Genomic DNA, 25,007 nt, shown 5'->3' with positions numbered 1-25,007 from the left:
TTAGCTCAGTTGGGAGAGCATCGCCCTTACAAGGCGAGGGTCACTGGTTCAAGTCCAGTATCACCCACCACATATAACTACCTCTTTAGTGTCTATTTTAAATTACTTCCTCTATTTTTTTAAAAATGCATATCTGTATAATTAACTAAGTTATAAGAAAAAGAGCATCATCCTTCTTTACAAAGAATGGCGAGAGCGCTGGTTCAAATCCAGTATCACCCACCACATATAACTACCTCTTTAATATCTGCTCTGAATTATTTTTTACTTTTTTATATATGCCTATTTGCATAATTAACTTAGTTATCAGAAAAAAGAGCATCACTGCCCTTTAGGCATAATAATTTAATCACCACAGCCTAATATTTAATACCTATTCAAATGAGAATATAACCCGCCATTACAGCACTGAATAAAAATGACACTTTATGACCATATAAACGTATTAGTTAAACCTAATTACCTAATAAATACAGCTAACATTTAAATTCCCTTGTAAGCAGCTAATCTGTTGATTATAGTCTGTGTTAAAAGTGATAACGCTTAAGCCAATGCCAACTAAGATATTTTCAAAAGCCAAAATACTAATAGTCGAAGAGCAGCCACTTGCTCAAAGCTATATGAAACAATCGTTAGAAAGACTTGGCTTTCGGCAGTTGAGCTTTGCTGATCATGCCAATTCAGCAAAAGAGCAATGTTTAAGTGAATCGTTCGATTTAATTGTGTGTTCCTTCAACTTAAATAAACACCAAGACGGTTACCAGTTATACGAAGAGCTAAGAGTTAAACAACTCATAAAAAACTCTACTGGCTTTATCTTTATTTCAGCTGAAACAAGTGGTTCATTAGTACACAGTGTACTTGAGCTTCAACCCGATGACTTTTTGGTTAAGCCTTTTACAGCGCAAGAACTAAAGACCCGAATTGAACGTATATTAAAGCGTAAACACGATCTTCAAACCGTATACACGCTCATCGATGATGGTAACGACTCAAAAGCCATAAAATATATTAATGCGGCACTTGAAAGAAAAGACAATAATTACAGCCCTATTCTACTTCGTCTGAAAGGTGATGCTCTTCTTCGGTTAAAACGCGACCAAGAGGCCAAAGACTTTTTTAAATCTGTGCTCGATATTCAAAAATTCGCCTGGGCTAAAGTGGGGCTAGTAGAAGCGCTTATAGCCAATAACGAGCATATTTTGGCGCAACGCATGTTAAAAACCATGCTAGGACGTCAAGAAACCCGTCTTGTTGCATTAGACTTACTTGGCCGGTTAGAAATTAAACTGAATCAATTTGAATTGGCCCAAGACTTTTTGAGCCAAGCAGCCACAATTGCGCCACGAAATATATCGCGTCAAAAATCGCTAAGCACGGTCTCGTTAATTAATCACGACTACGAAAAAAATTACCTAACACAAAAAGATATAGCAAACTTTGCTAAGCACTCTATTTACGATCATCCCGATATTTACTTAAATGCGGCTCGAGCAGGAATTGACTTTGCATTAACGACAGATCAAACCGATCAGGTGCAGCGCATTTCTAGGCAAACAAATAAATATATAAACGATTTAAAAACCCAATTTCCTAACAGCACTAATCAATCGCAAATTGATGTGCTTAATGCGCGGCTTCATTATTTAAAAGATGAACATCAAAAAGCTAAGAAGCTCATTGAGCAATTGGAAGATGACGACTCAATAATCCGTTCAGTCGATGGCGCACTTGATAAAGCAAAAGCCTTTCATGAGCTAGGGTTTCATCAAAAAGCACAAATGTTATTCACGCAAATAATTAATCATTGTGAAAGACACCCGACTACGAGCGAACCCACCTATTTACGTTATATACAGCAACAGCAAAGTGAACGACGTGATATTAAAATGGGGCCAAAAGAACTTAATAACCATGCTGTGACCCAGTTTAACAAAGGCCAATTGAATACAGCACTAGAAGCATTCACACATGCGTTCAGAGTGATGCCACGGAATCAAAGCATTGCACTTAATTTATTACAATGCTTATTTGATTCAACCAAACAAAGTGGCAGTTCATTGAATATCGGGCTTGCTAAAAAGTGCTACACCTTATTAGACAAATCCGATTTGCCTGCCGATCAAGCGCAGCGTTTAGATAAAATTATGAATCAAGCAAAAGAGATGAAGCTAAACCTCAAAGACTAAAGCTTTTTCATTGCAGCGCCATTAACGCAGTATCTAAGGCCCGTTGGTAATGGGCCATCTGGAAATATATGCCCTAAATGCGCATCACACACATTGCATACAACCTCAACACGCTCCATGCCATGGCTAACATCACGTACATAGCCAATTGCTTCTATACTTGCCGGCTGAGTAAATGAAGGCCAGCCAGTTCCGCTTTCAAACTTTTCGTCAGCATCAAACAATAAATTATCACAACACACACACACATATTTACCGGGCTCTAACAATGTACAACTACCAGACATATCAGGGCGCTCTGTTCCTTTCATACGCGTTACATAGTATTCGTTTTCTGATAATTGTTTACGCCATTGTTCATCTGTTTTAGTGACTTTTTTACTGGGTGTCGGATTGCCATTTTTGGCAAAATTAATCACATCGTTCCATTTCAACATAGTAACCTCATGAAAACCTGTATTACGAATAGGGTAAATAATCTGAGCTCTGGATAATTAACGTTTATAAATCAAAGATCAAGTTATATAACTACACCTTTATTACGTGGTGAAATGATGCCTCGATCAAGCTTGCTCAAAGGTAATCGTTTGCTTTTCCGCAGTAGTAAAAATCCGCTGCATGAACGCCTCTAACTCCGCTTTTTTAACTGGTAAGCTAACGCTTAGTTGCCGATCATTATTGCTACAAATAATAAGCTCATCATCTTTGCTTACTACGCGCTCAATACTTTGTATAACCAGCCAATTAGGACCATGTTTTTTATCAAAAAAGCCCATTAAGCTAAACACTAATAAGTGCTGCGCATCGCGTTGAACAAAATGCTCTAAGCGGTTTCGTGCTTTAAATAATGGAGTAAGCCTATACATGCTAGAACAAAACACAAACACCCATACACCTATCAGCACTTTAAACCACATAACGTCTGATAACTCATAGGCAAGCATTAAACCAACAAGCACAAAACCAATAATTGCAATTATTAATGCTATTTTTTTGTTTACTGCGTCCACTATGAATCCTTTTTAAGCTGTTTTTTTTCATCTGATGCTTTTTCTGTTGGCTCAGGCCAATCTTTAAAAAACACAGTTAAATACCGACTTTTAACTAAATACCAAAGCACCCAAAACACAATAACCATTTGCACTGCTAAAAAAAGCGAAAACCGATAATGGCTATTTGCCGCTTGTACTATTAACCATGTTAAATCTATCAGCGCACAAACAATTAATGGCCAGCGCATATGCCGCCAAATACTTGCCAACCGGTCAGTGGCTTTATGTGAATCACGTGGACGGCGCAAACAAAAAAACAATGTAGGAATTATCGCAATACTGCCAATAGCAATGGCAATAAAAAAGTCGCTTTTAGATCTAAAAAATAACGACATTAAGTCAAGCTCTGGTCGGCGGCTTAGTGCAGCAATAACCCAAATAAAATAAGCACGCAGCAACACCACTACACTTAAGTGAAACGCAACAGGCGTACGATAACTCCCGTATTTATCCCAGTATTGGGGTCCGTATCGGCTCATTACTACTTCCCTAGCCGTTATGCTTTTTAAGCAGCTCGATTAAATCATCCTCTGTCAGGACATCTATTCCTAAATCTTGAGCTTTTGTGAGTTTAGAGCCCGCTTTTTCACCCGCTACTAAGGCATCGGTTTTAGCAGATACACTGCCTGACACCTTCGCACCTAGCTGTTGTAAGCGCGCTTTTGCATCATTGCGATTAAGTGTGTTAAGCGTACCTGTAAGTACATAAGTAAGCCCTGCTAGCGGTTGGTCATCCTTCGATGGTGCACTCAGCGCAGGCCAATGTATGCCTTGCTCAATAAGCGCATTGACGACCGCTAAATTGTGCTCTTCGTCAAAAAAACCTCGCACATGCGATGCCACAATATCACCTACATCGCTTACTTGTGTCAGGCTATCGACACTGGCACTAATAATATTCTCAAGCGTTAAAAAGTGATTTGCTAAATTTTGTGCCGTTGCCTCACCTGCCTCTCGTATACCCAATGAATATAAAAATTTAGCAAGCGTGGTGGCTTTTGCTTCGTTTAAAGCAGTGACTAAATTTTTAGCCGATTTTGGCCCCATGCGTTCGAGTGATTCAAAATGGCCTTGTTTTAGTATAAATAAATCAGCGGGTGTTTTTATAAGCTCACGGTCCACTAATTGATCAACAATTTTATCGCCAAGGCCATCAATATCTAATGCTTTGCGAGATGCAAAATGCTTTATAGCTTGCTTACGCTGTGCCGGGCACACTAAACCGCCAGTACAACGAGCTACAGCTTCACCTTCGACTTTTTCTACATGGGAATCACAAATTGGGCAAGCTGATGGAAACACAATATCTCTTGCATCTGCGGGTCTGCGATCGAGCACTACCTGCGTTATTTGCGGAATTACATCGCCAGCACGGCGAATAATCACCGTATCACCAACTTTAACACCTAAGCGAGCAATTTCATCACCGTTGTGAAGCGTTGCATTAGACACCGTTACACCGCCTACAAATACAGGCTCTAAACGAGCAACAGGCGTAATTGCACCCGTGCGCCCAACTTGAAACTCTACATCAAGTAGTTGAGTAACTTCTTCTTGCGCCGGAAACTTATAAGCAATAGCCCAACGAGGCGCACGCGCCACAAAGCCCAAACGCTCTTGTAAGGCTTTATTATTAACTTTTATTACCACGCCATCAATTTCATATTTAAGCTCACTACGACGCGTTAAAATATCACCATAGTAATCTAAAGCAGCTTGTGGCCCTTCCACCAGCTTTGTTTCTGGGCAAAGGGGTAAACCCCAATCAGTTAGCTTTTCTAATTGCTGAAAATGATCATCAGGAATTGAGCCATCGGCAACCAAACCAGTGCTGTATGCATAAAACATCAGTGGGCGTTTGGCGGTGATTTTAGAGTCTAGTTGACGCAAGCTACCTGCGGCTGCATTACGTGGGTTTACAAATACTTTTTCGCCACGCTTTTGCGCTTCACTATTGAGCTTTTCAAACCCTGCGCTATCCATGAATACCTCGCCACGCACTTCAAGCTCTTTCGGGAAGTCTCCACGTAATTTAAGAGGCACGTTACGAATTGTTTTTACATTTTGAGTGATATTCTCACCAGTAAAGCCATCACCCCGCGTTGCAGCTTGTACCAACACCCCATCACGATAAATGATCGACACAGCCAAGCCATCTAACTTGGGCTCACAGCAAAAAGTAAGCTCATCGGTGCTCATTAAGCGCTCTTTGATTCGGCGATTAAAGCCTGTAAATTCGTCTTCGCTAAACGCATTATCGAGCGATAGCATGGGCACTTGGTGGGCGACTTGCTCAAACTTGCTAAGCGCTGCGCCACCTACTTTTTGAGTCGGTGAATCGGCAGATAAAAATTCAGGGTTTTGTGTTTCAAGCGCACTGAGTTCGCGTAATAGCCTATCGTATTCAGCATCTGGAATGCTTGGGGTATCAAGCACATAATAATTGTAATTGTGCTGCTCTAATAGGGTACGAAGATGATTAATTTGCTCACTAATGCTGCTAGACATTTAAACCTCAAAAAACATAAAAAAGCCACTTTGACGATATCGCCCAGTGGCTTATAAAAATTATATATTACAAATTGTTACGCTGAAAAAGCACGAACCTGCTCAACATACTGTCTTACACGCTCAACACTCATTTCTTCGCGCTCTGCGTCTAATATATGCGCGCCGAATTCGTCGGCTATTTTTTTAGCCGCACTGTGCAACATATTAAACGCTGCTAACCCGTCGCCGTCACACGGTAAGGTCATGAATAAGCTGACCCCAGCGGTGCTAAACTGTTCCATATTATCTATATCGAACGTCCCTGGGTTGTACATATTAACCAATCTAAACAGCACAGGCCCTTGGCCAGCAGGGTCTAAATGACGGTTAAAAAAGCCTTCCTCTGAGTATTTAAAACCGAGCGTATTTACAGCGGGTAATAACTTGCTGCCTTGCATAGTTAACCCTTCAGGCATTTGTATATGTACAATAACAAAATCCGGTACTGGCTCTTGTGGTTGTTGATCAGTTTGCTCAACCGACTCTAAATCATCAACAACACTTAGATCGTCCTCAATAGGCACCTCTGGCACGCTAGACTCTATTTGAGGCTCATTAGCATCAAAGTTAAGTTCCCCTAACTGTGGCTCGTCACGCTCACTAATAACCGGTTCTTTTTGCTCAGTTTTTTGACTATACGAATGAGATGAAGCTGCGGGGCTTTCTTGGAGTGGTTCAACCCGTTCTTTAACAGACGTATCTGGGCTGTCTTTTTTTCTTACAGACCATAAACCATGGACTAATAAGCCACCAATGACAATCACACTGATAATGATTAAAACCCATCTTAATTGTTCGGCCATCCCCTCACCTTTTATTATTTGTTATGCCTAAACTCTGTATAGTAATAAAAAACTAATACACGTGTTATAAAAATTTATGCGTGTGCAAGTTGCACCGCTTGTTCAATATCTACAGCAACCATTCGTGATACCCCCGGCTCTGCCATGGTAACACCGGTTAAACGACCCGCCATCTCCATTGCAATTTTGTTATGGCTTATATAAATAAATTGCACTGATTGTGACATTTCTTCTACCAAACGGCAAAAGCGTACAACGTTTGCGTCATCTAATGGCGCGTCAACTTCATCCAGCATACAAAATGGCGCTGGATTTAGCCTGAATATAGAAAACACTAATGATAATGCCGTCAGCGCTTTTTCTCCACCACTTAACAAGTGAATGGTTGAATTTTTCTTACCTGGCGGCCGTGCCATTATACTAACACCACTTTCAAGTAAATCGTCACTGGTTAATTCCAAATACGCACTACCGCCGCCAAAAACTTTAGGAAACAGCAGCGCAAAATCTTCGTTTACTTGATCAAACGTGGCTTTAAAGCGTGTTTTTGTCTCGGTGTCAATTTTTCGAATAGCACCTTCAAGGGTATTTAACGCTTTAGTTAAATCCTCTAACTGGTTATCTAAATAATCACTTCGCTGTTTTGCAACGTCAAACTCTTCTATAGCTGCTAAGTTAACCGCACCAAGCCTGTCTAGCTGATTTGTAATACCTGTTAATTGGTTTTGCGCTGCATTGAAAGTTAAGTCGTCAGGTAATGTTTCAAGTACTGCTTTTAGGCTTTGTTTAAGCTCATCTAATGGCTCAAGTGAAGCTTGCGCCTTTATTAATAAGCTCTGCTCTTCAAGTGTTAATCTTTGATGTTGTTCTTGAAGTCCTTGCAGCTCACCCTGAGAATTTTTAAGACTAGCTTGCTTTGTATTCAAGGCGTCTTTGGCTTGTGATAAATCGTTTTGTAATTGCGCTAGTAATTGCTCGCCATGTTGATGCGTTTCTAATAACGTTAAAATTGATTCACTGAGTGTTTCTTCTGGAATAAGTAGCGTCTCAATTTCCAAAACTAATTCTTCAGCTCCTTGTTTTGCCTCATTATAGGCTTGCTCTGCATGGCTTAGTTTTGTTTGGCTTAATTGCCACTCACTGCGTGCTTTTTGCTGTCTTAAACTTGCCTGATGAGCCTGCGTTTTGTATTGCTCTAGCGCACTGAGTGCTTGGCTATAGTTTTTATCGCTTTGCATGCGCTCATCATTAGCAGCCTCAGTTTCATCTATTAAATTAAATTGCTGCTCAGCAAATAGTTCATATTGCTCTGTTTGTTCTTCAAGCTGCTTATTAAGGTGCAAAAGTGACGCACTTATCGTTTGCTCTTGAGTTTTTATTTTTAATAGCTGGTGTTGATATTGAGTGACCTGCTCTGTGAGCATATCGCTTCGGGTACGTGAAATAGCAATCTGTTGGGCAAGCTGATGAATAACCTCTTTAAGCGCTTTTTGCTCGGTATTAAGCTCTGCTTGTAGTGCAATGTATTGTTCAAGTTCGCTTGTTACCTTTTCAAGTTCACTTTTAGTCTGTGTGATCTCATGGGTGTACTCGTGAAGTTGCTTATGTTTAATTAGCAATGAGTTGTTTGTGTTGCTATCCGCGTTTACGTGCCAATTACGGCCATGCAACGCGCCATTTTTATCCATCACCGCAATGTAATAGTCATCGTTTAACACCGTTAAATCGGCGTGTTCACTGTAAACAATTCGTGTGAGTAAATCTGGGTATACGCCAGCGGTAATATAATCAGCCAGGCTTGGCTTAAGTAAAGACTGACCGCTTGGCCATACGCTATTAGGTGATGGCTGCTCTGTTACACTTAAATGTGTAAGCGACTTAAGTGCTTGCTCTATTAATGGCTCAAAACCATCTTGCACTATTAGTTGACTTAAGAGTCCTGCTAAATCAGTGACCTCTTCATCTAACCCCAATGCACTTTTAAGCCCCGCAATACGGGCGTTTAGTTCATTTTCTTTCTGTGCCAGTGCTTTATGATTGTCTTGAGTTTTATTAACCTGCTTATTTTGTTGGGTCAGTGTAACTTCACATTGGGAAAGCGCACTTTGATTTTTTGCAAGCTCCTCAGTAAGTGTTTGGCGCTGGCGTTGTTGCTCGACCAGCTGCTGTTCTATATTATTATTTTTTAGTTCATCAAGCTGCGAATTTAACTGGCTGAGTTGCTCATTGACATGGTTTATTTGCTGTTGCGTGTGCTTTATTTCACTACTTTGCGACTGCACCTGAGTATTAAATTGCTGCTGTTGTTCGTTGAGTGTTTGCCAATGCGAATAACTCTGCTGCTTAGCGGTCTGTAGTCCCTCAAGTTCAAATGACAGTTCATCCACTTGCTCTTCGCACATTACACTGCTTTCTATTGCCGCTTGCAGTGCTTCATCAAGTTCTTCGCATATATGCTGCTGTTGCGCTTTTTGATCAAGGCTGTATGTTTGACGTTGCTGTAATTTTATTAAGCTTTGTTTAAGTGATTGTATTTGTTGTTTAATACTGATTTTTTGCTGTTCGGCTCGAGTTAACTCGGTATGAGTAATATGTTGCTGGTGCTGCGCATCACTTAATTTATCTTGCTGAGCTTGTACTTCGCCTTCAAGTGTTGCAAGCACATCATCGTGCCCTGAGTGGGCCGTTTTAAAAAAGCTAATTTGCTCATCAAGCTTTTTTATTTGCTCGCTTTTGTCTATTTGTTGCTGATGAAGTTTTTGCCATTTTAAAACAGCTATTTGACTTTTTAATGTGCGCTCTGTTGCTTTAAGTTCACGGTATTTTTTAGCGTCAAGTGATTGAACTGCCAATTTATCGAGTTGACTTTGCAGCTCTTTACGAACATCTAATAAACGTTCTAAATTTTCGCGGGTACTTTTGATCCGCGTTTGCGTTTCGCGGCGGCGCTCTTTGTATTTAGATACGCCTGCGGCTTCTTCTAAAAATACGCGCAGCTCTTGAGGTTTACTTTCAATTAAGCGCGATATCATCCCTTGCTCAATAATCGCATAACTGCGAGGACCAAGCCCAGTGCCCAAAAATATATCAGTTATGTCACGCTTGCGGCATTTACTGCCATTTAAAAAGTACAACGATTGACCATCACGTGTTACTAAACGCTTAATCGCTATTTGGTTTCTATCGGCAAAGGTGTTTTTTAATTCTTGCTCGCCTAACGAGTTATCAAAAATTAGCTCTACTGAAGCTTGCGAAATGGCTTTACGGTTAGTTGACCCATTAAAGATAACATCAGTCATGGCATCGCCACGCAAGTTTTTAGCTGAGCTTTCGCCTAGCACCCACCGCACTGCATCAATAACGTTAGATTTGCCACAGCCGTTTGGCCCAACAACGCAGGTCATTTGATCTGGAAACGGTATTTTAGTGGGCTCTACAAACGATTTAAAGCCCGCTAATTTAATAGTGCTTAAGCGCATCTTGTTGTTTTACCAATTTATTATTGTTGTTATTCATGGGCAATTTAACTTAAAAAACACGCGTTTGTTAAGCTTGTCGCTTAAAATTATCTAAAATAATCCCTGTTGCCATGGCAACATTGAGCGACTCGGCCTCGCCAAATGCAGGAATTGTTATTTTATCGGTCACTAAACCTGCACAGGCTTCGCGTATCCCATGCGATTCACTGCCCATTAGCAAAACACCCTCACCACTGAATTGTGTTTTATGCACACTTTCACCATCTAAAAATGCGCCATATATTGGCAAATTTAAAGTCTGTAAATATTCAGGTAATTCAACTTGGCTTACAGATACTCTTACAAACGACCCCATAGTGGCACTAATTGTTTTTGGGTTATAGGCATCTGCGCTGTCTGTGCTAGTAACAATATGTTTAATCCCATACCAATCAGCAACTCTGATAATAGTGCCTAAATTGCCTGGATCAGACACGCCATCAAGCGCCAATATTAATCCATTCATATTGGGTAAGTCGGCTTTGGGCATATCAACAATTGCAATAGCCGCATTATTACTTACAAGGGTGCTCGCTTTAGTCAACGCCTCTTCGTCTGCTTCAATGATGTGGGTGTTTGGAAAACGGCTTTGATGAGCATTTATAAACGCCTGCGTAGCAAATATAACAACTGCGTTTAAAGAACTATTTAACAACTCAAGTACGTTTTTTTCGCCTTGTACAAGGTATTGATTATATTGCTTTCGGTACTTTTTTTGGCCAAGTTGGCGAATAAGTTTGAGTTGGTTTTTTGAAATCATAGCAGCCCCATAAAATTATCCGCTCAGTATAACAGAGTTCATTATAAAAAATGTATCACCTAGTTTGAACACACCTTATAGTGAGAAAAAACAGCGCTATTGCTGTGATAAATATTGAGTTTTGCACTTAAAATCGGTAAATTAACAAAAAAACAACATGGAATGGCTTTTAATGGAATCAATACACCCAACCCCTTCACAATCAAACGAACCTAACGGTCAACCACTTACCCCACTATCTAGCTCCAAAGTGCAATTTAGTGGCAAGGGCGGTGAATTTTTTGGTATTTGGATAGTTAATATCTTACTAAGCGTACTAACATTGGGCATTTATTCTGCCTGGGCAAAAGTGCGTACAATGCGCTATTTTTATGGGCACACTCGTATAGATGGCCACAGCTTTGACTACTTAGCTACTCCAATGCAAATTTTAAAAGGCCGTATTTTAGCGGTCATTGTATTTTTAATTTACACCTTTGCTGTCAGCTTTTTTCCACTGATAGGCTTTTTATTTGCCATCGCTTTTATTTTTTTAATGCCGTGGATTATTAACCAAGGCCTGCGCTTTAATATGCGTATGACCCGTCATCGTAATGTGCGCTTTGCATTCAAAGGCGATTACGGCGAAGCCTTTGTTAACTTTATACTGTTACCGATTGCCAGTGTATTTACACTTTATTTATTAATGCCGTATGTTTTAAAGCGCATAGATAATTACATTCACAGTAATATTAGTTACGGCAATAAACCATTAACCGTAAAGCTCAAAGGTGAAACTTACTATTTAACAGCGCTTATTTGTTTTGTAGTGAGCTCTATCACTATGGTGATATTTATGGCTATTTTAGGACTTTTTGGACTTGATTTACTCAATGTTGAAAATCAACAAGCGGCTCAAGACCCAGTCAAAATGGGAATTATGTTTGGTGGATTAATGATTGCCTATGTTGTGATGATTGCCATAGTAACCGCAGTGTGGAAAGCGGCCATTCGAAATCATATTTTTAATAACAGCCAATTTGAAGATGTTGCATCGTTTAAGTCTGAACTTAAACCTATTCCTTATGCCATTTTACTTTTAACGAACATGCTAGCTATTGTGTTTTCATTGGGGCTTGCTTACGCCTGGACACAAATTCGTACATCAAAAATGCTTGCCGAGGCCACAACTGTTGATATATACCCTGGCGCATTAAACTTAATCGATACAACGCAAGAGCAGCAGTCATCCTTTGCCGAAGAAGCGGCTAATGTATTTGATATTGATTTATCGCTAACCTAAGAGATTACTATGCACGTACAGGGACATTACTTCCCCAAAGCATCAAGTAATTATCAACCGGGTGTCGCTAATATTCGCGATACCCTGGTTGAAATTAGCCACGATGATCAGCTTATTTCAAGCTATGCAATAAGCGATATATCACTCACGTCTGGCCTGGCCGGGCTTGCTGATGAACTGCGTTTTAATGATGGCAGTCGCTTCATTCCAAGTGATGTAAATTATCGCTGGCCTTTTAAAACCAATAAGCACGACCTATTAGAGCGCCTTGAAAAAAGTAAATGGGCTATTATAGCGGCAATTGTAGCTACACCACTTTTTATGTGGTTAATGCTATACAAAGTTGTGCCCGCAATTGCTGTGTACAGTGTTGATACCCTACCGCATAGCGTTGTTGAACAAATGGGTGAGCAGAGTTTTGCTGTAATTAAAAAATTAGCCCTAGACCCAACCGAGTTATCTGCCGAGCAACAAGCCACAGTGCAGCAGCATTTTAATACCATGCTTGATGCGCTTGCACTTGAAAAGTCGGTGTATAGGCTTTCGTTTTATAAATCCCAAAGCTTTGGGGCTAATGCGTTTGCACTCCCTCATGGCCGTATTGTGGTTACTGATGAATTAGCTAATTTACTAGCCGATAAACCCAATGCGCTAAAGGCTGTGTTACTTCACGAAATTGGTCATGTCGTCCACCAGCATAGTGTTCGCATAACAGCACAATCGGCCGCCAGCACAATTGTACTTGCCGTTATATTTGGTGATTTAGAAGGGATTGCAGAAGTCGCTTTAGGTACGGGGGCATCGTTTGCTCAACAAGGATTTTCACGAGATATGGAACGAGAAGCCGACAGCTATGCATTGACTCAATTAGAATACTTAGGCTATTCAAGCAACGATTTTGCCGATGCAATTGAAGCATTACAGGGTGCGCATACCACTGAGAACGAACACCTTAAAAAGGTGAATAACTTACTCGAATATTTATCGAGCCACCCCAGCTCACAGGAGCGAATAGACAATGCTAGGAAATAACCGCGGTTATATACAAATGGCACGCTATATCGTGGGGCTGAGTTGGATGTATCATGGCTTTTTCCCGAAGATTTATCATATCGCCCCTCTTGAAAAATTAATGACTGGCAGTGCAGGCTATTCTGAACAGGTGTCTGATTTAATTACGCGTAGCGCGGGTATTGCCGAGGTTATTTTTGGGCTGTTAATAATAATATTTTATAAAAATAAACAGCTGGTTTGGTTAAATATTTTCGCACTATGCGGCCTGCTAGGAGCCGTTGCGGTCATGCAGCCTAGTTTACTCATAGAAGCATTTAATCCAGTTACTACCAACGTGCCACTTATTGCCTTAAGCTTTATATGGCTAAAAGAAATTAAACAGTTAAGTAATCGGTACCTCTAAATAATAAAAGAGGATTTTATCCTCTTTTATTATTGGGGCATGTTTAGAGTGAGTACTTGTTCTTGTGGGTCCACAAATGCAGTAATTCGCTCGCAATGGTTGCTGCCGCAATTGCGGTAAGCTCACTTTGATCGTACGAAGGTGATACCTCTACCACATCCATACCCACCATATTTATCCCTTTTAGCGCGCGCAGTACTTTAAGTACTTTATCAGATGTTAAACCACCGCATACAGGTGTGCCGGTGCCTGGTGCAAATGCCGGGTCAAGGCAGTCTATATCAAACGTTAGGTAAACGGGTAAGTCACCTACTCGCTCACGTATTTGCGCTGCAATGTCATTGGCATGCAAATCGTTAGCTTGCATTGCATCAATCACTGCAAACTCATGCTTTGATTGATCAAAGTCGGTACGAATACCAATTTGTATACTGTGCTCTACATCAATCAGCCCTTCCATGGGTGCATGATAAAACATAGTGCCGTGATCAAAACGCGAACCGTTGCTGTAAGTATCGGTGTGCGCATCAAAATGAACCAAAGCCATTTTGCCGTGAATCTTTGCATGTGCCCGCAGAAGCGGAAGAGTTACAAAGTGATCGCCCCCAAGACCTAACAGCGTTGTTCCTTGACGAAGTATTTGCTCTGCGGCCATTTCTAGCTGTGCAGTAAAATACTCTGGGTCGCCGACTGGATAAGTAAAGTCACCTGCATCTGCAACCGTTAAACGCTCAAATAAAGGAAATGTCCACGGGTATTTAGTGTCTTCCCAGGCTAAATGTACTGACGCTCTGCGAATAGCATCGGGTCCTAAGCGAGCACCGGGACGGCCCGATGTTGCTAAGTCAAACGGTAAGCCTAATACAACGACATCTGCATCAATGGCATTAATATTTTGCACCATAGGACGACGTAAAAACGTCATCCCGTTTGAATACAACGAGTGGTCAACATGACCAAACAAGCTAGACATTGCTTATAACTCTTCTAAATAAGTGTAGCCATTAAGGCCGCTTTGCAACTCGTCTAAAACGCTTTGCTGTTCTTTTTTATCTATTTTTGCAGACACTAACTGCGCATACGACTGCTGAAAGCTCTCAACATCTAAATGTACATAACGCATCATATCAGCTACGGTATCACCCTGATTTATTTCGCTAATACTGGCAACGCCTTGCTCATCCATATTGATAATGGCGCTGTGTGTATCGCCAAATAAATTGTGCATATCACCTAAAATTTCTTGATACGCTCCCACTAAGAAAAAGCCCATTAGGTAAGGTTTATCAGCACTGTACTCAGGCACCGGTAATGTGCTTTCAATGCCTTGGCCATCAACATAGTGCTCAAGTGCGCCGTCTGAGTCACAGGTTATATCAAGTAATACAGCACGTTTTTTTGGTGCTTCGGTTAAGCCACTTAATGGCAATACCGGAAACACTTGATCAATCCCCCACGCATCAGGCAATGATTGAAAAAGCGAAAAGTTTACAAAAAACTTATCAGCTAAACGCGCATTTAACTCGTCAATAATCGGGCGATGAAAACGGTTTTTGTTATCCATGTGTTTGTTAAGCTCATAACAAATACGTAAGTTAACTTGCTCTGCCCACGCACGCTGCGTTAAATCTAAAAGCCCAAGTGCAAACTGGTTATGCGCCTCTGCTAAGTCGCCTTGGCTATCGTGATAAATTTCAATCAGTGCACGGTCGTCAGTTAAATCGGTTAGCTGAACAAATGACGCCCACATATTATTTAATAAAAGTGGTGCATCTGCTGCAGGCGCTTTTAGCTCCTCTGGTACGTAGCTTTCTGTGCCTATCACGTTTGATATAAGTACCGCATGGTGCGCCGTTAGTGCACGCCCCGACTCAGAAATAATAGTCGGCATGGGCTGCGCGTACTGCTTACACGTATCGCCTATGGTGTACACAATATTATTTGCATACTCTGCTAAGCTATAGTTCATTGAGTTATGAGATTGGCTGCGTGTACCATCGTAATCAATCGCTAAACCGCCCCCTACATCTAAGCACTCAATACTTGCGCCTAATTTGCGTAACTCACAATAAAAGCGCGCGGCCTCGCTTACACCTAAACGCACATCGCGGATGTTTGCCATTTGCGAGCCTAAGTGAAAATGCACAAGTTGCATTAAATCAAGCTGGTCGGCCTCTTTTAAACGGTTCACCACATGCAGTACTTGCGACGCAGATAAACCAAATTTAGATTTTTCGCCGCCACTTGCTTGCCACTTACCTTTACCTTGCGATGCTAAACGTACACGAATACCAATACGTGGTTTAACATTTAGCGCTTTTGCTTGGCTAAGCACCATGTCGAGCTCAGAGAGCTTTTCAAGCACTATGTATACTTTGTGGCCTAGCTTTTCGCCAATAAGTGCTAAGCGCACATATTCCTTGTCTTTGTAGCCATTGCATACAATCACTGCACTGGTTTTTTCTGCCATTGCCAAAACAGTTAAAAGCTCTGGTTTGCTGCCTGCTTCTAGGCCTAATTGTTTTTTTTCTAACTCGGCTTGGCTTGCTACTATTTCTTCAACTACTTCGCGTTGTTGGTTTACTTTAATTGGGTAAACTAATAAGTAGTCTTTTGGGTAGCCATAGTTTTCAATCGCAGTATTAAATGCAGCACATAAACTGTGCACACGATGATGTAAAATTTGTGGAAAGCGCACTAAAGCCGGTAAGCTCAAGCCTTTTTCTTCTAGTTGTTTTGCAATATCTGTCAGTGCAATAGTTTGCTCTGGGGCGTGAGCCTTTGGCGCAACATACACATCACCTTGATCATTAATACCAAAAAAACCTTGGCTCCAATGACGAACATTGTAACTCGTGCGAGCTTGTTCTAGTGATGTTGTCTCTTTCATTTATCTTTCTCTTTTATTTAATGAATGCCGGTTCGGCTGATTGGGCGCATTAAAAGAAAAATAGACTTTTAAGTCCAACAAGTATTTTTACTCGTAACGAGTGATTTTTAATATTATCAGTAAATAGTACAGAGCATGACCCACAAGCCCTTATTTAATGAAGCCTAGTTGCAAATAATAATCAGGTTAGTCACACGTTTTTTATAAGGAGAAATATAGGTCTGGTTTTAATAAAAATGTATTCAACATATACACATGGCTAAGGGGCTGCTAATAAAAACTTTTTTGTATTCATTATTTAATTTTGCTACGTCGAGTTTTTAACCGTTAGCGTGAAAATTTAAATCTTCAAATTGATTAAGTATTATTGGGGATGGGTTTTAACAGCTAAATAGCAGCAAATTAATTACTTAGCCTGAAATCTGCTTTAGCCGTTTGCTATTCAGAAATCAGGCTAATTAGCTATTGAAGCTAAAATCAATTATTCAGCTAAAGCCACTTCGGCTAACTTCATTGTACTTTCGAACGACTTAGTGCCGGCTATAAATAACCCATTATGGCAAAATACAGCGTCGTCTAAGCCTGTTTCAGCTTGAAACTCTTCATCAGATAAACCAGCCCATGCTTTAGGTAAAGACTTTCTATCTTCAAACGATCCTGGCTCTACAGGTACTGTTTGTAGTATCCATTGACCTGAGTGTGAAGGATAAACCATGTACAATGCTTCACTTGACAAGATATGCACTGTTTTTTTCCATGGCGTGTATTTTTCAAGCACAATAACGCGTGGGTCTTCTGCACTTTCTATAGCTTCAGTCACAATTGCTTTTGCATTAACACTGCCACTGGCTGACGCTATAAATCGAGTCAACATACGAGAGGCAAATTCAACAGCCTCATCAAAGCACTTATCAAACTCAGGGCTCTCTTCCCACGTTGGGTTATACATTGAAATTGTTTGACTTAAACTTATGCCTTGCTGCACCCCTTCAACATGGCCACAATCAATTGCATCAATGGTTGAGACCAACCCGGCATCTACTCTGTCTGCAATTGCTTGGTTATTGCCACACAGTGATAAACCATACTTTTGCCACACCAAACCAAATGACGAATACGGTATTCCATTTTCACGCTCCCCGGCGCCACCGCGCTGGTGGTGATCAAAACGCCCGGTATCAGGATCGTATTGCCCACCTACATCAATCACGATATCAGCATTATCCATAAGCGCTTTGTCGCGGGTACGTACTAAATTAAACGAAGGAAGTACATGTTTGAGCACCGCGATGCTAAATACATCATCGGCATGAAAATTACCATTGTGGGTAACTACTGTTAAATCGGTCGTTGAACTGGTGTCTTTATTAGAAAGGATAAGGAAATCTCGCTCTATATTGCGTTAATTATGAAAACTAAAGGACGTTATGTGGTGAATTTTATATGAATGCGATTAACAAGAACAGGGTTCTTGTTAATCGTTTTGATATTGCGACTGAGCCTAGCCTAATTGCTAAGGTATGTTAATTTTGTATTTACAGTATCTACCTCTAAAAAGACTGATGCCAGTGTAAATAATCTTCAAAATGCATTGGTTTAGCAATTAAATAGCCTTGAATCATGTCAACGTTCATTGTTTTAAGTATGGTAAATTGCTCTTCGGTTTCAACACCTTCAGCAACAACTGTTAAGCTAAGGCTTTTACCAAGGTTAATAATGGTTTGCACAATGCTAAATCCAGTGCCTTTGTCTAATATTTTATCTATAAAGCTTTTATCTACTTTTAATTCATTCACCGAAAACGAGCTCAAATGCGTTAAACACGAGTAGCCTGTGCCAAAATCATCTATCGAAAAAATAAAACCTTGCTGTTTTAATTCATCAATTTGCGATATCACGCTGGCAATATCGCCGCTAAGCATAGACTCTGTGATCTCTAACTTAATATTCGATGGGTTAACGCCATAATCGTTAACAACATTTAATAATTCAGTTTTTAACGTCGTTGAATTGAACTGGACCTGACTTATATTTATAGACACTTTAAATGAATCATCAATCAGCTTCTTGCTGTTAAGCTCATTTATTAAAATACAAATATCACGCAGCACGGTGTTTTGAAGTTTTTGAATAACCCCATTTTGCTCAGCGATTGGAATAAAGTCATTAGGCGCAATCAATCCCTTACTTGGGTGCTGCCATCTAATTAGAGCCTCTGCCCCCGTAATTTTTCCATTAGCGTTTATTTGCGGCTGAAAATAAGCACTAAATTCATCGTGTGCTATCGCTCTGACAATATCGGTTTCAAGTTCTGCCTGATTTTCTAGTAGAGCTTGTAACTCTGGATCATAAAAGCTGCAACTGTTGCCATTTTTCATTTTAGAACGGTACATGGCCGTATCAGCAAATTTAAGAATGTTATCGGTTAAATGATTACTTTTATCTATCAAACAAATACCGATACTACAACTAACCTGAAAAGCTAAACGACCCACTTCAAATTTATCATAAAAGACACTTTGTATTATTTTAGCCTTTTTTTCTGATTCTAAAATCGCGCTTTCGGTGTTATCACCAACATATTCAAGCAATATAATAAATTCATCGCCGCCAACACGCGCTAATGTATCTTTTTCACCAATAACACCGTTAAATCGTTTTGAAAGCTCTACAAGTACTTCATCACCTGCACTGTGACCAACTGAGTCGTTAATTCGCTTAAAATTATCTAAGTCTAAAAATAATAATGCACCGGTCACATTGCTTTGGTGTATATTCTCAACATAGGCTGCTAATTTGTCATTTAGCATTCGCCTATTTGGTAAACCTGTTAATGGGTCATAGAAGGCGAGTCTTTCTACTTCTTTCTCTGCTTTTTTTCTTGTGGTTATATCGCGGGCAACCCAAACAATATAACGCTGAGATGGGTTATCTGATTGGTAATCTTTAATTGGCGATGTACGACCTTCAAAAACCATTATTTTGCCGCCAATATCTAGCTCATATTCAAATACTTGCACATCATTTGTCAGCAATGTTTTATCTATTACCGCCATGATTGATGCGGCATCTTCTACAGGCAACACATCGCTAATTTTTTTATTTATCAAGTCAGATTGTGATTTGTATAAAAGTGCATCAGTGGTGCCGTAAATATCCATATACTCACCTTCTTCACTAATAATGAGGGTCAAATCAGGCATCACTTTCGTAAATGCCTCAAATTTTTCATTACTTTTTTCCAAATCATTGATCAGTTGATTAGCTTTTATGTACTCATGGTTTTTTTCAAGCGCAATACTGGTAAAGTGAACAAAGTAGTCGATTAATTCAAGTTCGAAAGATGAAGGCTTTTTAGGTTTATCGTGGTAAATAGCAAAAGTACCTAAAATATTTGATTTAGTTGAAATAATAGGAGTAGACCAACACGACTGTAGTCCAAACTGTAAAGCGATTTCTTTAAAGTCTGCCCATAAAGGCGACTTAGCTATATCTTCAACAATCACGCGTTCACCTAAATACGCAGCAGTACCACACGAGCCAACATTTGGACCTATATGAACCCCATTAATTGCTTGGCAATATTCATCATCAATATTGGGCGCAGCACAATGAAGTAGTTTTCCTTTATTTAGTGATAGGATTGAGCATTTAGCTGAATTTTCATCAATAAGTTCTTCTATAGACAAACATATCTCATCTAAAACGTCTTCAAAGGGAAGCCCTAGCGCTATTTTAGATAAGATATCTTGCTGATGGGATAACAACGTGTTTAACCTAACTGCTTCCATTTGACACCACACACTTTCATTATTGTTTTTAGCTTAAATATGTTTTTAAAAACAGTACAGTATTAAGTACCGAATAAAATAATTCGCTTAAGTAACGTAAAGTATAGTTGTAAATAATCGACTTTTACTGTTAATTAATGTTTTTTATACAATAATAAACAGCACAGCGTTAGCCTATAAAAACATAGGCGTTCAGAAATCTGCTTGTTATTGGCTTAAGCCAAGCTCCATAAACACACTTTGCGGGTTATCTTGATAAGAGCCAAAACAACCACAACACTTAAACCCTAAATTTTCATATAATTTAATCGATTCAATTTGTTTAGGGCCGGTTTCTAACCTAATTAATGGGATCTCTTCTTCACCTGCGTAATGCAAAAGAATTTGCATTATTCTACGAGATAGCCCTTTTCCACGGTAACTTGGGTTTACATAGAGGCGCCTTATTTCTGCGTAAGATGGCTCCCCTGATTGCATCACAATTGCCCCACAAGCAACAATCCCATCATCGTTTTTTAAACCAATTGCATAAACATTAGGTTTATCAAGCTCACCTAACGTGAGAGATTGTGCGGTCGCTACTGGGTACAAAGAATTTATAAGTCGGTCGATATCAGCAAAAACATTAATCACATCCTGGTCATTCGGTTTTAAATCAACTAACTGCATTGAGTATCTCAAATTTATATTAATTATATGTTGTGAAACTATACCGAATTGTAACAAATGAACAACCTCTGCGTGTTGTTTTAACACAATTACAGGTTTAAATAACTCAGACTCAGTGCTTTCAAATTAAGAACTGATAAAAATACGTATACCTGGCTTTAAACACTTTGTTACGCAAAATAGCTGTTCAAAACTATTAAGCTATTTATACTAACTTGAGTTGTAAACATTGATTGAGGTTGTTGTGCAGATCATACAAGGTATGGAATATTTTTTTTCAGGGTTTAAATTAATAAGCCAAAAAGGTTTAAAGCGCTTTGTGCTCATTCCGCTTTTAATTAATATTTTATTATTTGGTAGTTCGCTCTTTTTTTTATTTGGCTGGCTTAGTGAAAGCTTTAGCTACATCAATAATATGCTCCCTGATTGGCTGAGTTGGTTAGAGTGGCTAATGTGGCCGATTGCGGTATTGGTCGTACTATTTAGCTATAGTATGGTATTTACAGTAATAACAAACTTTATTGCCGCTCCATTTAATGCACTTTTAAGCGAAAAAGTAGAGTTATACTTAACTGGTCAAAAAATTAATGATGACGGCTTTGCCGAGTTAGTTAAAGATGTACCTCGCATGCTTGCCCGCGAATGGACCAAGCTATGCTATTACTTACCACGAGCTATTGGCTTTTTTATACTGTTATGGATTTTACCGGTAATAGGTCAAATATTATGGGTTTTATTTACGTGTTGGATGTACGCGGTGCAATATGAAGATTACGCGTTTGATAATCATAAAATTAGCTTTAATGAGATGAAAAACGACTTAAAGTCTAAGCAAGGTCTTTCATACGGGTTTGGTTTTGCTGTTATGCTGTTAACAGCCATTCCAGTTGTTAACCTAATTGTTATGCCTGTCGCGGTATGCGGTGCTACGCGTTTGTGGGTAGATAATTACCGCCCTAAGTACCGAAGCTAACTCTTAAATGAAGTTATTGCCTTAGTAACTGTGTGTATATAAAAATGGGCCTAGTGGCCCACTTTTATCGTTAATCAACTGTATAAGCTTTGAGGGACTTTAGTCACATTTAAATGTACCGTGATCTCTTCTCTATCATGGTATAAATGCTTAGCTTGTAATTCGTAGCTAATACCGTACTTAGCGAGCTCTTCTTTTATCATTGCTAAACATTCATACACACTGTCAAAGCGCTTTTTCATTGGTAACTTAAGATTAAAAATAAGCTCTTTTGCATAGGCATTAACAGCCCAATCAATCATTAGGCTTGTTACTTTGGTTGGCTTTTCTACCATGTCACATACAAGCCAAGTAATGTTTCTTTTCTCTGGGCGGTATTTAAAGCCATCTTCTCTAAAGTGCTTAACTTGGCCTGTTTCCATTAAGTCATCATTCATTGGGCCATTATCTATTGCATTAACAAACATCCCTCTGCGCACTAGCTGATATGTCCAACCACCTGGGCATGCACCTAAGTCTACACATCGCATACCTGCAGCAACGCGTGTTTCTCTTTGTTGCTCAGGTATAAACACGTTAAACGCTTCATCAAGCTTAAGTGTAGAGCGGCTAGGCCCGTCACTTGGCATGCGCAAACGTAAAATACCCATAAAATTGGCTGAATTGTTATAGCTGTATGAATAGCCAACATAAGCGGTATTATTTGCCAAAAATAACACATGCATAACAGTCCGGTTCGCTTTTGGCTCACGCAACACGGTGTTTTGTTTCTCTAGTGCTTTTTTAAGCGGTGTCGATATTTTTTTACAAAAGGTAAGTAGTTCTTTTCCTTCGTTTGTATCGGGTGTCTCTACTCGCAGTTCAGAGCATAACGGAAAATCCTTAGCTGCTTGCACAACAGCACCTACACGGTCTTCCAATGGCATATTTTCTAACAATGTGCCAGCAAACCATTGGCGAGCAAACACCATGTTTTTAAAATCTATTTTTTTGATTATTTCGTCACTATGCTGGGCTTCAAAACATTCATATATAACGTAACCTGTATTTGGTTTTGCTTTTACATACCCTGCAAACCCCTGCTCCGCAGCATGAAATGTTATTTCAGCAGCTGCATCGTTTTCAAACCCACTGCGACAATAAATCACAACACTAGACATAATAACCCTTAAACTTTTTAAAACTTAAATCGTGCAACTTGCACTAAAATGATAATCCAACCAACAATAAAGCACATTCCACCAAGAGGCGTAATTGGCCCTAGCCATTTCATTCCTGTCAGTGCTAATAAATATAAGCTGCCACTAAACAGCAACGTCCCTATTATAAAAAAGTGACCAGCCCAATTTAGGTTAATACCCCACTTTATGAGTAAAGCCACTGCAATTAATGCTAAACCATGCACCATTTGATACTCAGCAGCAGTTTTAAACACACCTATCGAATATTCTGATAGACGGTTTTTTAGTCCGTGAGCGGCAAAAGCCCCCAACATAACCGAAAGCATACAAAATAAGCTTCCCGTCATTAAAAATAGTTTTGTCATTATTTATCCAATATTTTTTTTATAAACTGTACTGTGCTTGACGCTGCTATTTGGCGGTTTTCTAATTCAGTAATTCCACTTTTTTTACGCGGTTTTAATGAGTGATCACCGTCAGTTAGCCATACAAAATTTGGCTGCTTTGGCATAGACAGGGTTTTTAGCTCTTCACGCGTACCAAATGTATCTCGCTCACCTTGTAATACTAAAAAAGGACAATTAACATCAGCAAAGTGCTCTGTGCGCAGCTTTTCTGGTTTACCAGGTGGGTGAAATGGGTAACCAAACGCAATAACCCCTTTAACAGGCTGATTTGTTGTGCATGCGAGCATAGATGCCATTCGCCCGCCCATTGATTTACCGCCAATAAACAATGGTAATTTAGACTGAGCATGCGTTAATACTTGCTCGTAGTAAGCAAGTAACTTGGGTGCACGCTCCGGCGGGCGTCGCTTATTAGTTTGTTTGGCAATTTGCATATATTCAAAATCAAATAAACCAACATCAACACCTTGATCACTGATCAGTGCAGCCACGTGCTGCATAAAATCAGAATCACTTCCAGCACCAGCACCATGAGCAAAAATAAACTGTGCAATTGCGGGTTGGCTTTGACTTTTAAACCATTCAATCATGATTAATACTCTTGCTCTTGTTCAACCAAACTTAGCATCCATTCTTTAAATGACACTATTTTCCCCAGTTCAATTTGTGACTCACGAAGCACCAAATAGTAAGCGTTTTTACTTTCTAGACTATGGCTAAATGGAATAACTAATCGTCCTGCATCAATATCTGGTTTAGCTAACACACTATTCCCAATTGCAACGCCTTGGCCATGAACAGCGGCTTGCAGCACCATAGAAGAGTGGCTAAATATAGGCCCCTGATTTACTTGTACATTACGTACACCTGCAGTTTTCATCCACGTTTTCCAATTTTTACGTGTAGTGTCATGTAATAAGGTGTGCTGTGCTAAATCACTGGGTTGATCAAGCGGTTTAGGACCACTCAATAACATAGGGCTACACAATGGCACTAAATACTCTGTATGTAGCTTATAAGCTTGCACCCCATTCCAGTGGCCGCGCCCATAGTAAATAGCAATATCAACATCATCGCTTAACGAATTTTCGTCTTGGTCTTGTGCTTTTATTCTTACGTCAATTTCAGGGTGTAATTCATTAAATAAACTTAAACGAGGCACTAACCATTGAATAGCAAAACTAGGGGTTAAACTTACCGTTAATGAGCCTTTAGCCCCTCGCGCAAGTAACTTTTCAGTGGCATCAATCAATTGCGTAAAAATTTCTTTAATATCTAAAAAATAGCCTTGGCCTTCTTCCGTTAATAATAACGAGCGATTTTTTCGTAAAAATAGCTTTAAACCTAAATGTTCTTCTAGTGTTTTTATTTGATGACTAACAGCTGCTTGCGTTACATAAAGCTCTTCTGCGGCTTTAGTAAAGCTTAAATGCCGCGCTGCAGCTTCAAATGCTTTGAGTGCGTTTAATGGGGGGACTCGTCTTGACATAATAACCAAGCTTTGAATTAGTTTTTCTTATGCATG

21 protein-coding genes are annotated in these 25,007 nt (G+C 39.7%); 5 read left to right on the top strand and 16 right to left on the bottom strand.

Going from position 1 to position 25,007, the window contains the following annotated elements:
* Positions 1–551: 551 nt before the first annotated feature.
* Positions 552–2,189 (top strand): response regulator, encoded by a 1,638-nt coding sequence (locus KZZ04_RS17610; protein WP_219423493.1) that lies wholly within the window; start codon positions 552–554, stop codon positions 2,187–2,189.
* On the opposite strand, the gene msrB is transcribed toward KZZ04_RS17610, so the two are convergent.
* From msrB to KZZ04_RS17575, 7 genes are all read right to left on the bottom strand, one after another.
* Positions 2,186–2,626, bottom strand: a complete 441-nt coding sequence (gene msrB / locus KZZ04_RS17605) for a peptide-methionine (R)-S-oxide reductase MsrB (protein WP_058403342.1) — start codon at positions 2,624–2,626, stop codon at positions 2,186–2,188. The genes KZZ04_RS17610 and msrB overlap by 4 nt on opposite strands.
* Positions 2,627–2,752: 126 nt before the next feature.
* The gene (locus KZZ04_RS17600; RefSeq protein ID WP_058403343.1) at positions 2,753–3,199 is read right to left on the bottom strand and encodes a hypothetical protein; all 447 of its coding nucleotides are present in this window, start codon (positions 3,197–3,199) and stop codon (positions 2,753–2,755) included.
* Positions 3,199–3,720, bottom strand: coding sequence for a DUF2919 domain-containing protein (locus KZZ04_RS17595; RefSeq protein WP_138530473.1), 522 nt, complete (start codon positions 3,718–3,720; stop codon positions 3,199–3,201). The genes KZZ04_RS17600 and KZZ04_RS17595 overlap by 1 nt, the downstream gene beginning before the upstream one ends.
* A gap of 10 nt (positions 3,721–3,730) precedes the next feature.
* Positions 3,731–5,749 (bottom strand): NAD-dependent DNA ligase LigA, encoded by a 2,019-nt coding sequence (gene ligA, locus KZZ04_RS17590; RefSeq protein WP_058403345.1) that lies wholly within the window; start codon positions 5,747–5,749, stop codon positions 3,731–3,733.
* 77 nt (positions 5,750–5,826) lie between these two features.
* Positions 5,827–6,594 carry a cell division protein ZipA gene (gene zipA / locus KZZ04_RS17585; RefSeq protein WP_058403346.1) on the bottom strand — a complete coding sequence of 256 codons (768 nt, stop codon included), beginning with the start codon at positions 6,592–6,594 and terminating at the stop codon, positions 5,827–5,829.
* A 74-nt stretch (positions 6,595–6,668) separates the two neighbouring features.
* Positions 6,669–10,073: an AAA family ATPase gene (locus tag KZZ04_RS17580; protein ID WP_219423491.1), complete on the bottom strand. Its 3,405-nt coding sequence runs from the start codon at positions 10,071–10,073 to the stop codon at positions 6,669–6,671.
* A gap of 67 nt (positions 10,074–10,140) precedes the next feature.
* Positions 10,141–10,872 carry an RNA methyltransferase gene (locus KZZ04_RS17575; protein WP_058403348.1) on the bottom strand — a complete coding sequence of 244 codons (732 nt, stop codon included), beginning with the start codon at positions 10,870–10,872 and terminating at the stop codon, positions 10,141–10,143.
* A 172-nt stretch (positions 10,873–11,044) separates the two neighbouring features.
* On the opposite strand from KZZ04_RS17575, the gene KZZ04_RS17570 reads away from it, so the two are divergent.
* The 3 genes from KZZ04_RS17570 to KZZ04_RS17560 are packed head-to-tail and all read left to right on the top strand — an operon-like array spanning position 11,045 to position 13,571.
* Positions 11,045–12,154: a YjgN family protein gene (locus KZZ04_RS17570; RefSeq protein ID WP_058403349.1), complete on the top strand. Its 1,110-nt coding sequence runs from the start codon at positions 11,045–11,047 to the stop codon at positions 12,152–12,154.
* Positions 12,155–12,163: 9 nt separating this feature from the next.
* Positions 12,164–13,186, top strand: a complete 1,023-nt coding sequence (locus tag KZZ04_RS17565) for a M48 family metallopeptidase (RefSeq protein ID WP_058403350.1) — start codon at positions 12,164–12,166, stop codon at positions 13,184–13,186.
* On the top strand, positions 13,173–13,571 hold the full coding sequence (locus tag KZZ04_RS17560) for a DoxX-like family protein (RefSeq protein ID WP_058403351.1): 399 nt from the start codon (positions 13,173–13,175) through the stop codon (positions 13,569–13,571). Before KZZ04_RS17565 ends, KZZ04_RS17560 begins: the two co-directional genes overlap by 14 nt.
* A 43-nt stretch (positions 13,572–13,614) precedes the next feature.
* Here KZZ04_RS17560 and speB read toward each other — a convergent pair whose 3' ends face one another.
* The 5 genes from speB to KZZ04_RS17535 form a co-directional block, all read right to left on the bottom strand.
* Positions 13,615–14,544: an agmatinase gene (gene speB / locus KZZ04_RS17555; RefSeq protein ID WP_058403352.1), complete on the bottom strand. Its 930-nt coding sequence runs from the start codon at positions 14,542–14,544 to the stop codon at positions 13,615–13,617.
* 3 nt (positions 14,545–14,547) lie between these two features.
* A complete protein-coding gene (gene speA / locus KZZ04_RS17550) occupies positions 14,548–16,461 on the bottom strand; it encodes a biosynthetic arginine decarboxylase (protein WP_058403353.1) in 1,914 nt (637 codons plus the stop codon).
* A 481-nt stretch (positions 16,462–16,942) separates the two neighbouring features.
* Positions 16,943–17,839 carry an MYG1 family protein gene (locus tag KZZ04_RS17545; protein ID WP_058403354.1) on the bottom strand — a complete coding sequence of 299 codons (897 nt, stop codon included), beginning with the start codon at positions 17,837–17,839 and terminating at the stop codon, positions 16,943–16,945.
* A 172-nt stretch (positions 17,840–18,011) separates the two neighbouring features.
* Positions 18,012–20,252 (bottom strand): EAL domain-containing protein, encoded by a 2,241-nt coding sequence (locus tag KZZ04_RS17540; protein ID WP_058403355.1) that lies wholly within the window; start codon positions 20,250–20,252, stop codon positions 18,012–18,014.
* Between the two features lie 207 nt (positions 20,253–20,459).
* On the bottom strand, positions 20,460–20,921 hold the full coding sequence (locus KZZ04_RS17535) for a GNAT family N-acetyltransferase (RefSeq protein WP_058403550.1): 462 nt from the start codon (positions 20,919–20,921) through the stop codon (positions 20,460–20,462).
* Positions 20,922–21,165: 244 nt separating this feature from the next.
* Between KZZ04_RS17535 and cysZ the strand changes: the two genes are divergently transcribed.
* Entirely contained in the window at positions 21,166–21,894 is a 729-nt protein-coding gene (gene cysZ, locus KZZ04_RS17530) for a sulfate transporter CysZ (protein WP_368735895.1), read from the top strand.
* Positions 21,895–21,968: 74 nt separating this feature from the next.
* Here the strand turns inward: cysZ and rlmM are convergent, their stop codons facing one another.
* Genes rlmM through KZZ04_RS17510 form a run of 4 tightly spaced genes read right to left on the bottom strand, consistent with a single transcriptional unit; the run spans position 21,969 to position 24,971 of the window.
* Positions 21,969–23,054 carry a 23S rRNA (cytidine(2498)-2'-O)-methyltransferase RlmM gene (rlmM, locus tag KZZ04_RS17525; RefSeq protein ID WP_219423489.1) on the bottom strand — a complete coding sequence of 362 codons (1,086 nt, stop codon included), beginning with the start codon at positions 23,052–23,054 and terminating at the stop codon, positions 21,969–21,971.
* Positions 23,055–23,071: 17 nt separating this feature from the next.
* Positions 23,072–23,440: a DUF423 domain-containing protein gene (locus tag KZZ04_RS17520; RefSeq protein ID WP_058403357.1), complete on the bottom strand. Its 369-nt coding sequence runs from the start codon at positions 23,438–23,440 to the stop codon at positions 23,072–23,074.
* Positions 23,440–24,072: an alpha/beta family hydrolase gene (locus KZZ04_RS17515; RefSeq protein WP_219423487.1), complete on the bottom strand. Its 633-nt coding sequence runs from the start codon at positions 24,070–24,072 to the stop codon at positions 23,440–23,442. The genes KZZ04_RS17520 and KZZ04_RS17515 overlap by 1 nt, the downstream gene beginning before the upstream one ends.
* 2 nt (positions 24,073–24,074) lie before the next feature.
* Positions 24,075–24,971 (bottom strand): transcriptional regulator GcvA, encoded by an 897-nt coding sequence (locus KZZ04_RS17510; RefSeq protein WP_058403359.1) that lies wholly within the window; start codon positions 24,969–24,971, stop codon positions 24,075–24,077.
* Between the last annotated feature and the right edge of the window lie 36 nt (positions 24,972–25,007).

It is taken from the genome of Pseudoalteromonas sp. CR1, assembly GCF_019392235.1.
In the GTDB taxonomy this organism is placed as follows: Bacteria; Pseudomonadota; Gammaproteobacteria; order Enterobacterales; family Alteromonadaceae; genus Pseudoalteromonas.
This window is presented reverse-complemented; position numbering and strand designations above follow the sequence as displayed.

Coding starts and splice junctions, on each gene's coding strand:
- KZZ04_RS17610 (WP_219423493.1), top strand. CDS start 552: ATGCCAACTAAGATATTTTCAAAAGCCAAAATACTAATAGTCGAAGAG.
- msrB (WP_058403342.1), bottom strand. CDS start 2,626: ATGTTGAAATGGAACGATGTGATTAATTTTGCCAAAAATGGCAATCCG.
- KZZ04_RS17595 (WP_138530473.1), bottom strand. CDS start 3,720: ATGAGCCGATACGGACCCCAATACTGGGATAAATACGGGAGTTATCGT.
- ligA (WP_058403345.1), bottom strand. CDS start 5,749: ATGTCTAGCAGCATTAGTGAGCAAATTAATCATCTTCGTACCCTATTA.
- zipA (WP_058403346.1), bottom strand. CDS start 6,594: ATGGCCGAACAATTAAGATGGGTTTTAATCATTATCAGTGTGATTGTC.
- KZZ04_RS17580 (WP_219423491.1), bottom strand. CDS start 10,073: ATGCGCTTAAGCACTATTAAATTAGCGGGCTTTAAATCGTTTGTAGAG.
- KZZ04_RS17575 (WP_058403348.1), bottom strand. CDS start 10,872: ATGATTTCAAAAAACCAACTCAAACTTATTCGCCAACTTGGCCAAAAA.
- KZZ04_RS17570 (WP_058403349.1), top strand. CDS start 11,045: ATGGAATCAATACACCCAACCCCTTCACAATCAAACGAACCTAACGGT.
- KZZ04_RS17565 (WP_058403350.1), top strand. CDS start 12,164: ATGCACGTACAGGGACATTACTTCCCCAAAGCATCAAGTAATTATCAA.
- KZZ04_RS17560 (WP_058403351.1), top strand. CDS start 13,173: ATGCTAGGAAATAACCGCGGTTATATACAAATGGCACGCTATATCGTG.
- speB (WP_058403352.1), bottom strand. CDS start 14,544: ATGTCTAGCTTGTTTGGTCATGTTGACCACTCGTTGTATTCAAACGGG.
- speA (WP_058403353.1), bottom strand. CDS start 16,461: ATGAAAGAGACAACATCACTAGAACAAGCTCGCACGAGTTACAATGTT.
- KZZ04_RS17540 (WP_058403355.1), bottom strand. CDS start 20,252: ATGGAAGCAGTTAGGTTAAACACGTTGTTATCCCATCAGCAAGATATC.
- KZZ04_RS17535 (WP_058403550.1), bottom strand. CDS start 20,921: ATGCAGTTAGTTGATTTAAAACCGAATGACCAGGATGTGATTAATGTT.
- rlmM (WP_219423489.1), bottom strand. CDS start 23,054: ATGTCTAGTGTTGTGATTTATTGTCGCAGTGGGTTTGAAAACGATGCA.
- KZZ04_RS17520 (WP_058403357.1), bottom strand. CDS start 23,440: ATGACAAAACTATTTTTAATGACGGGAAGCTTATTTTGTATGCTTTCG.
- KZZ04_RS17515 (WP_219423487.1), bottom strand. CDS start 24,072: ATGATTGAATGGTTTAAAAGTCAAAGCCAACCCGCAATTGCACAGTTT.
- KZZ04_RS17510 (WP_058403359.1), bottom strand. CDS start 24,971: ATGTCAAGACGAGTCCCCCCATTAAACGCACTCAAAGCATTTGAAGCT.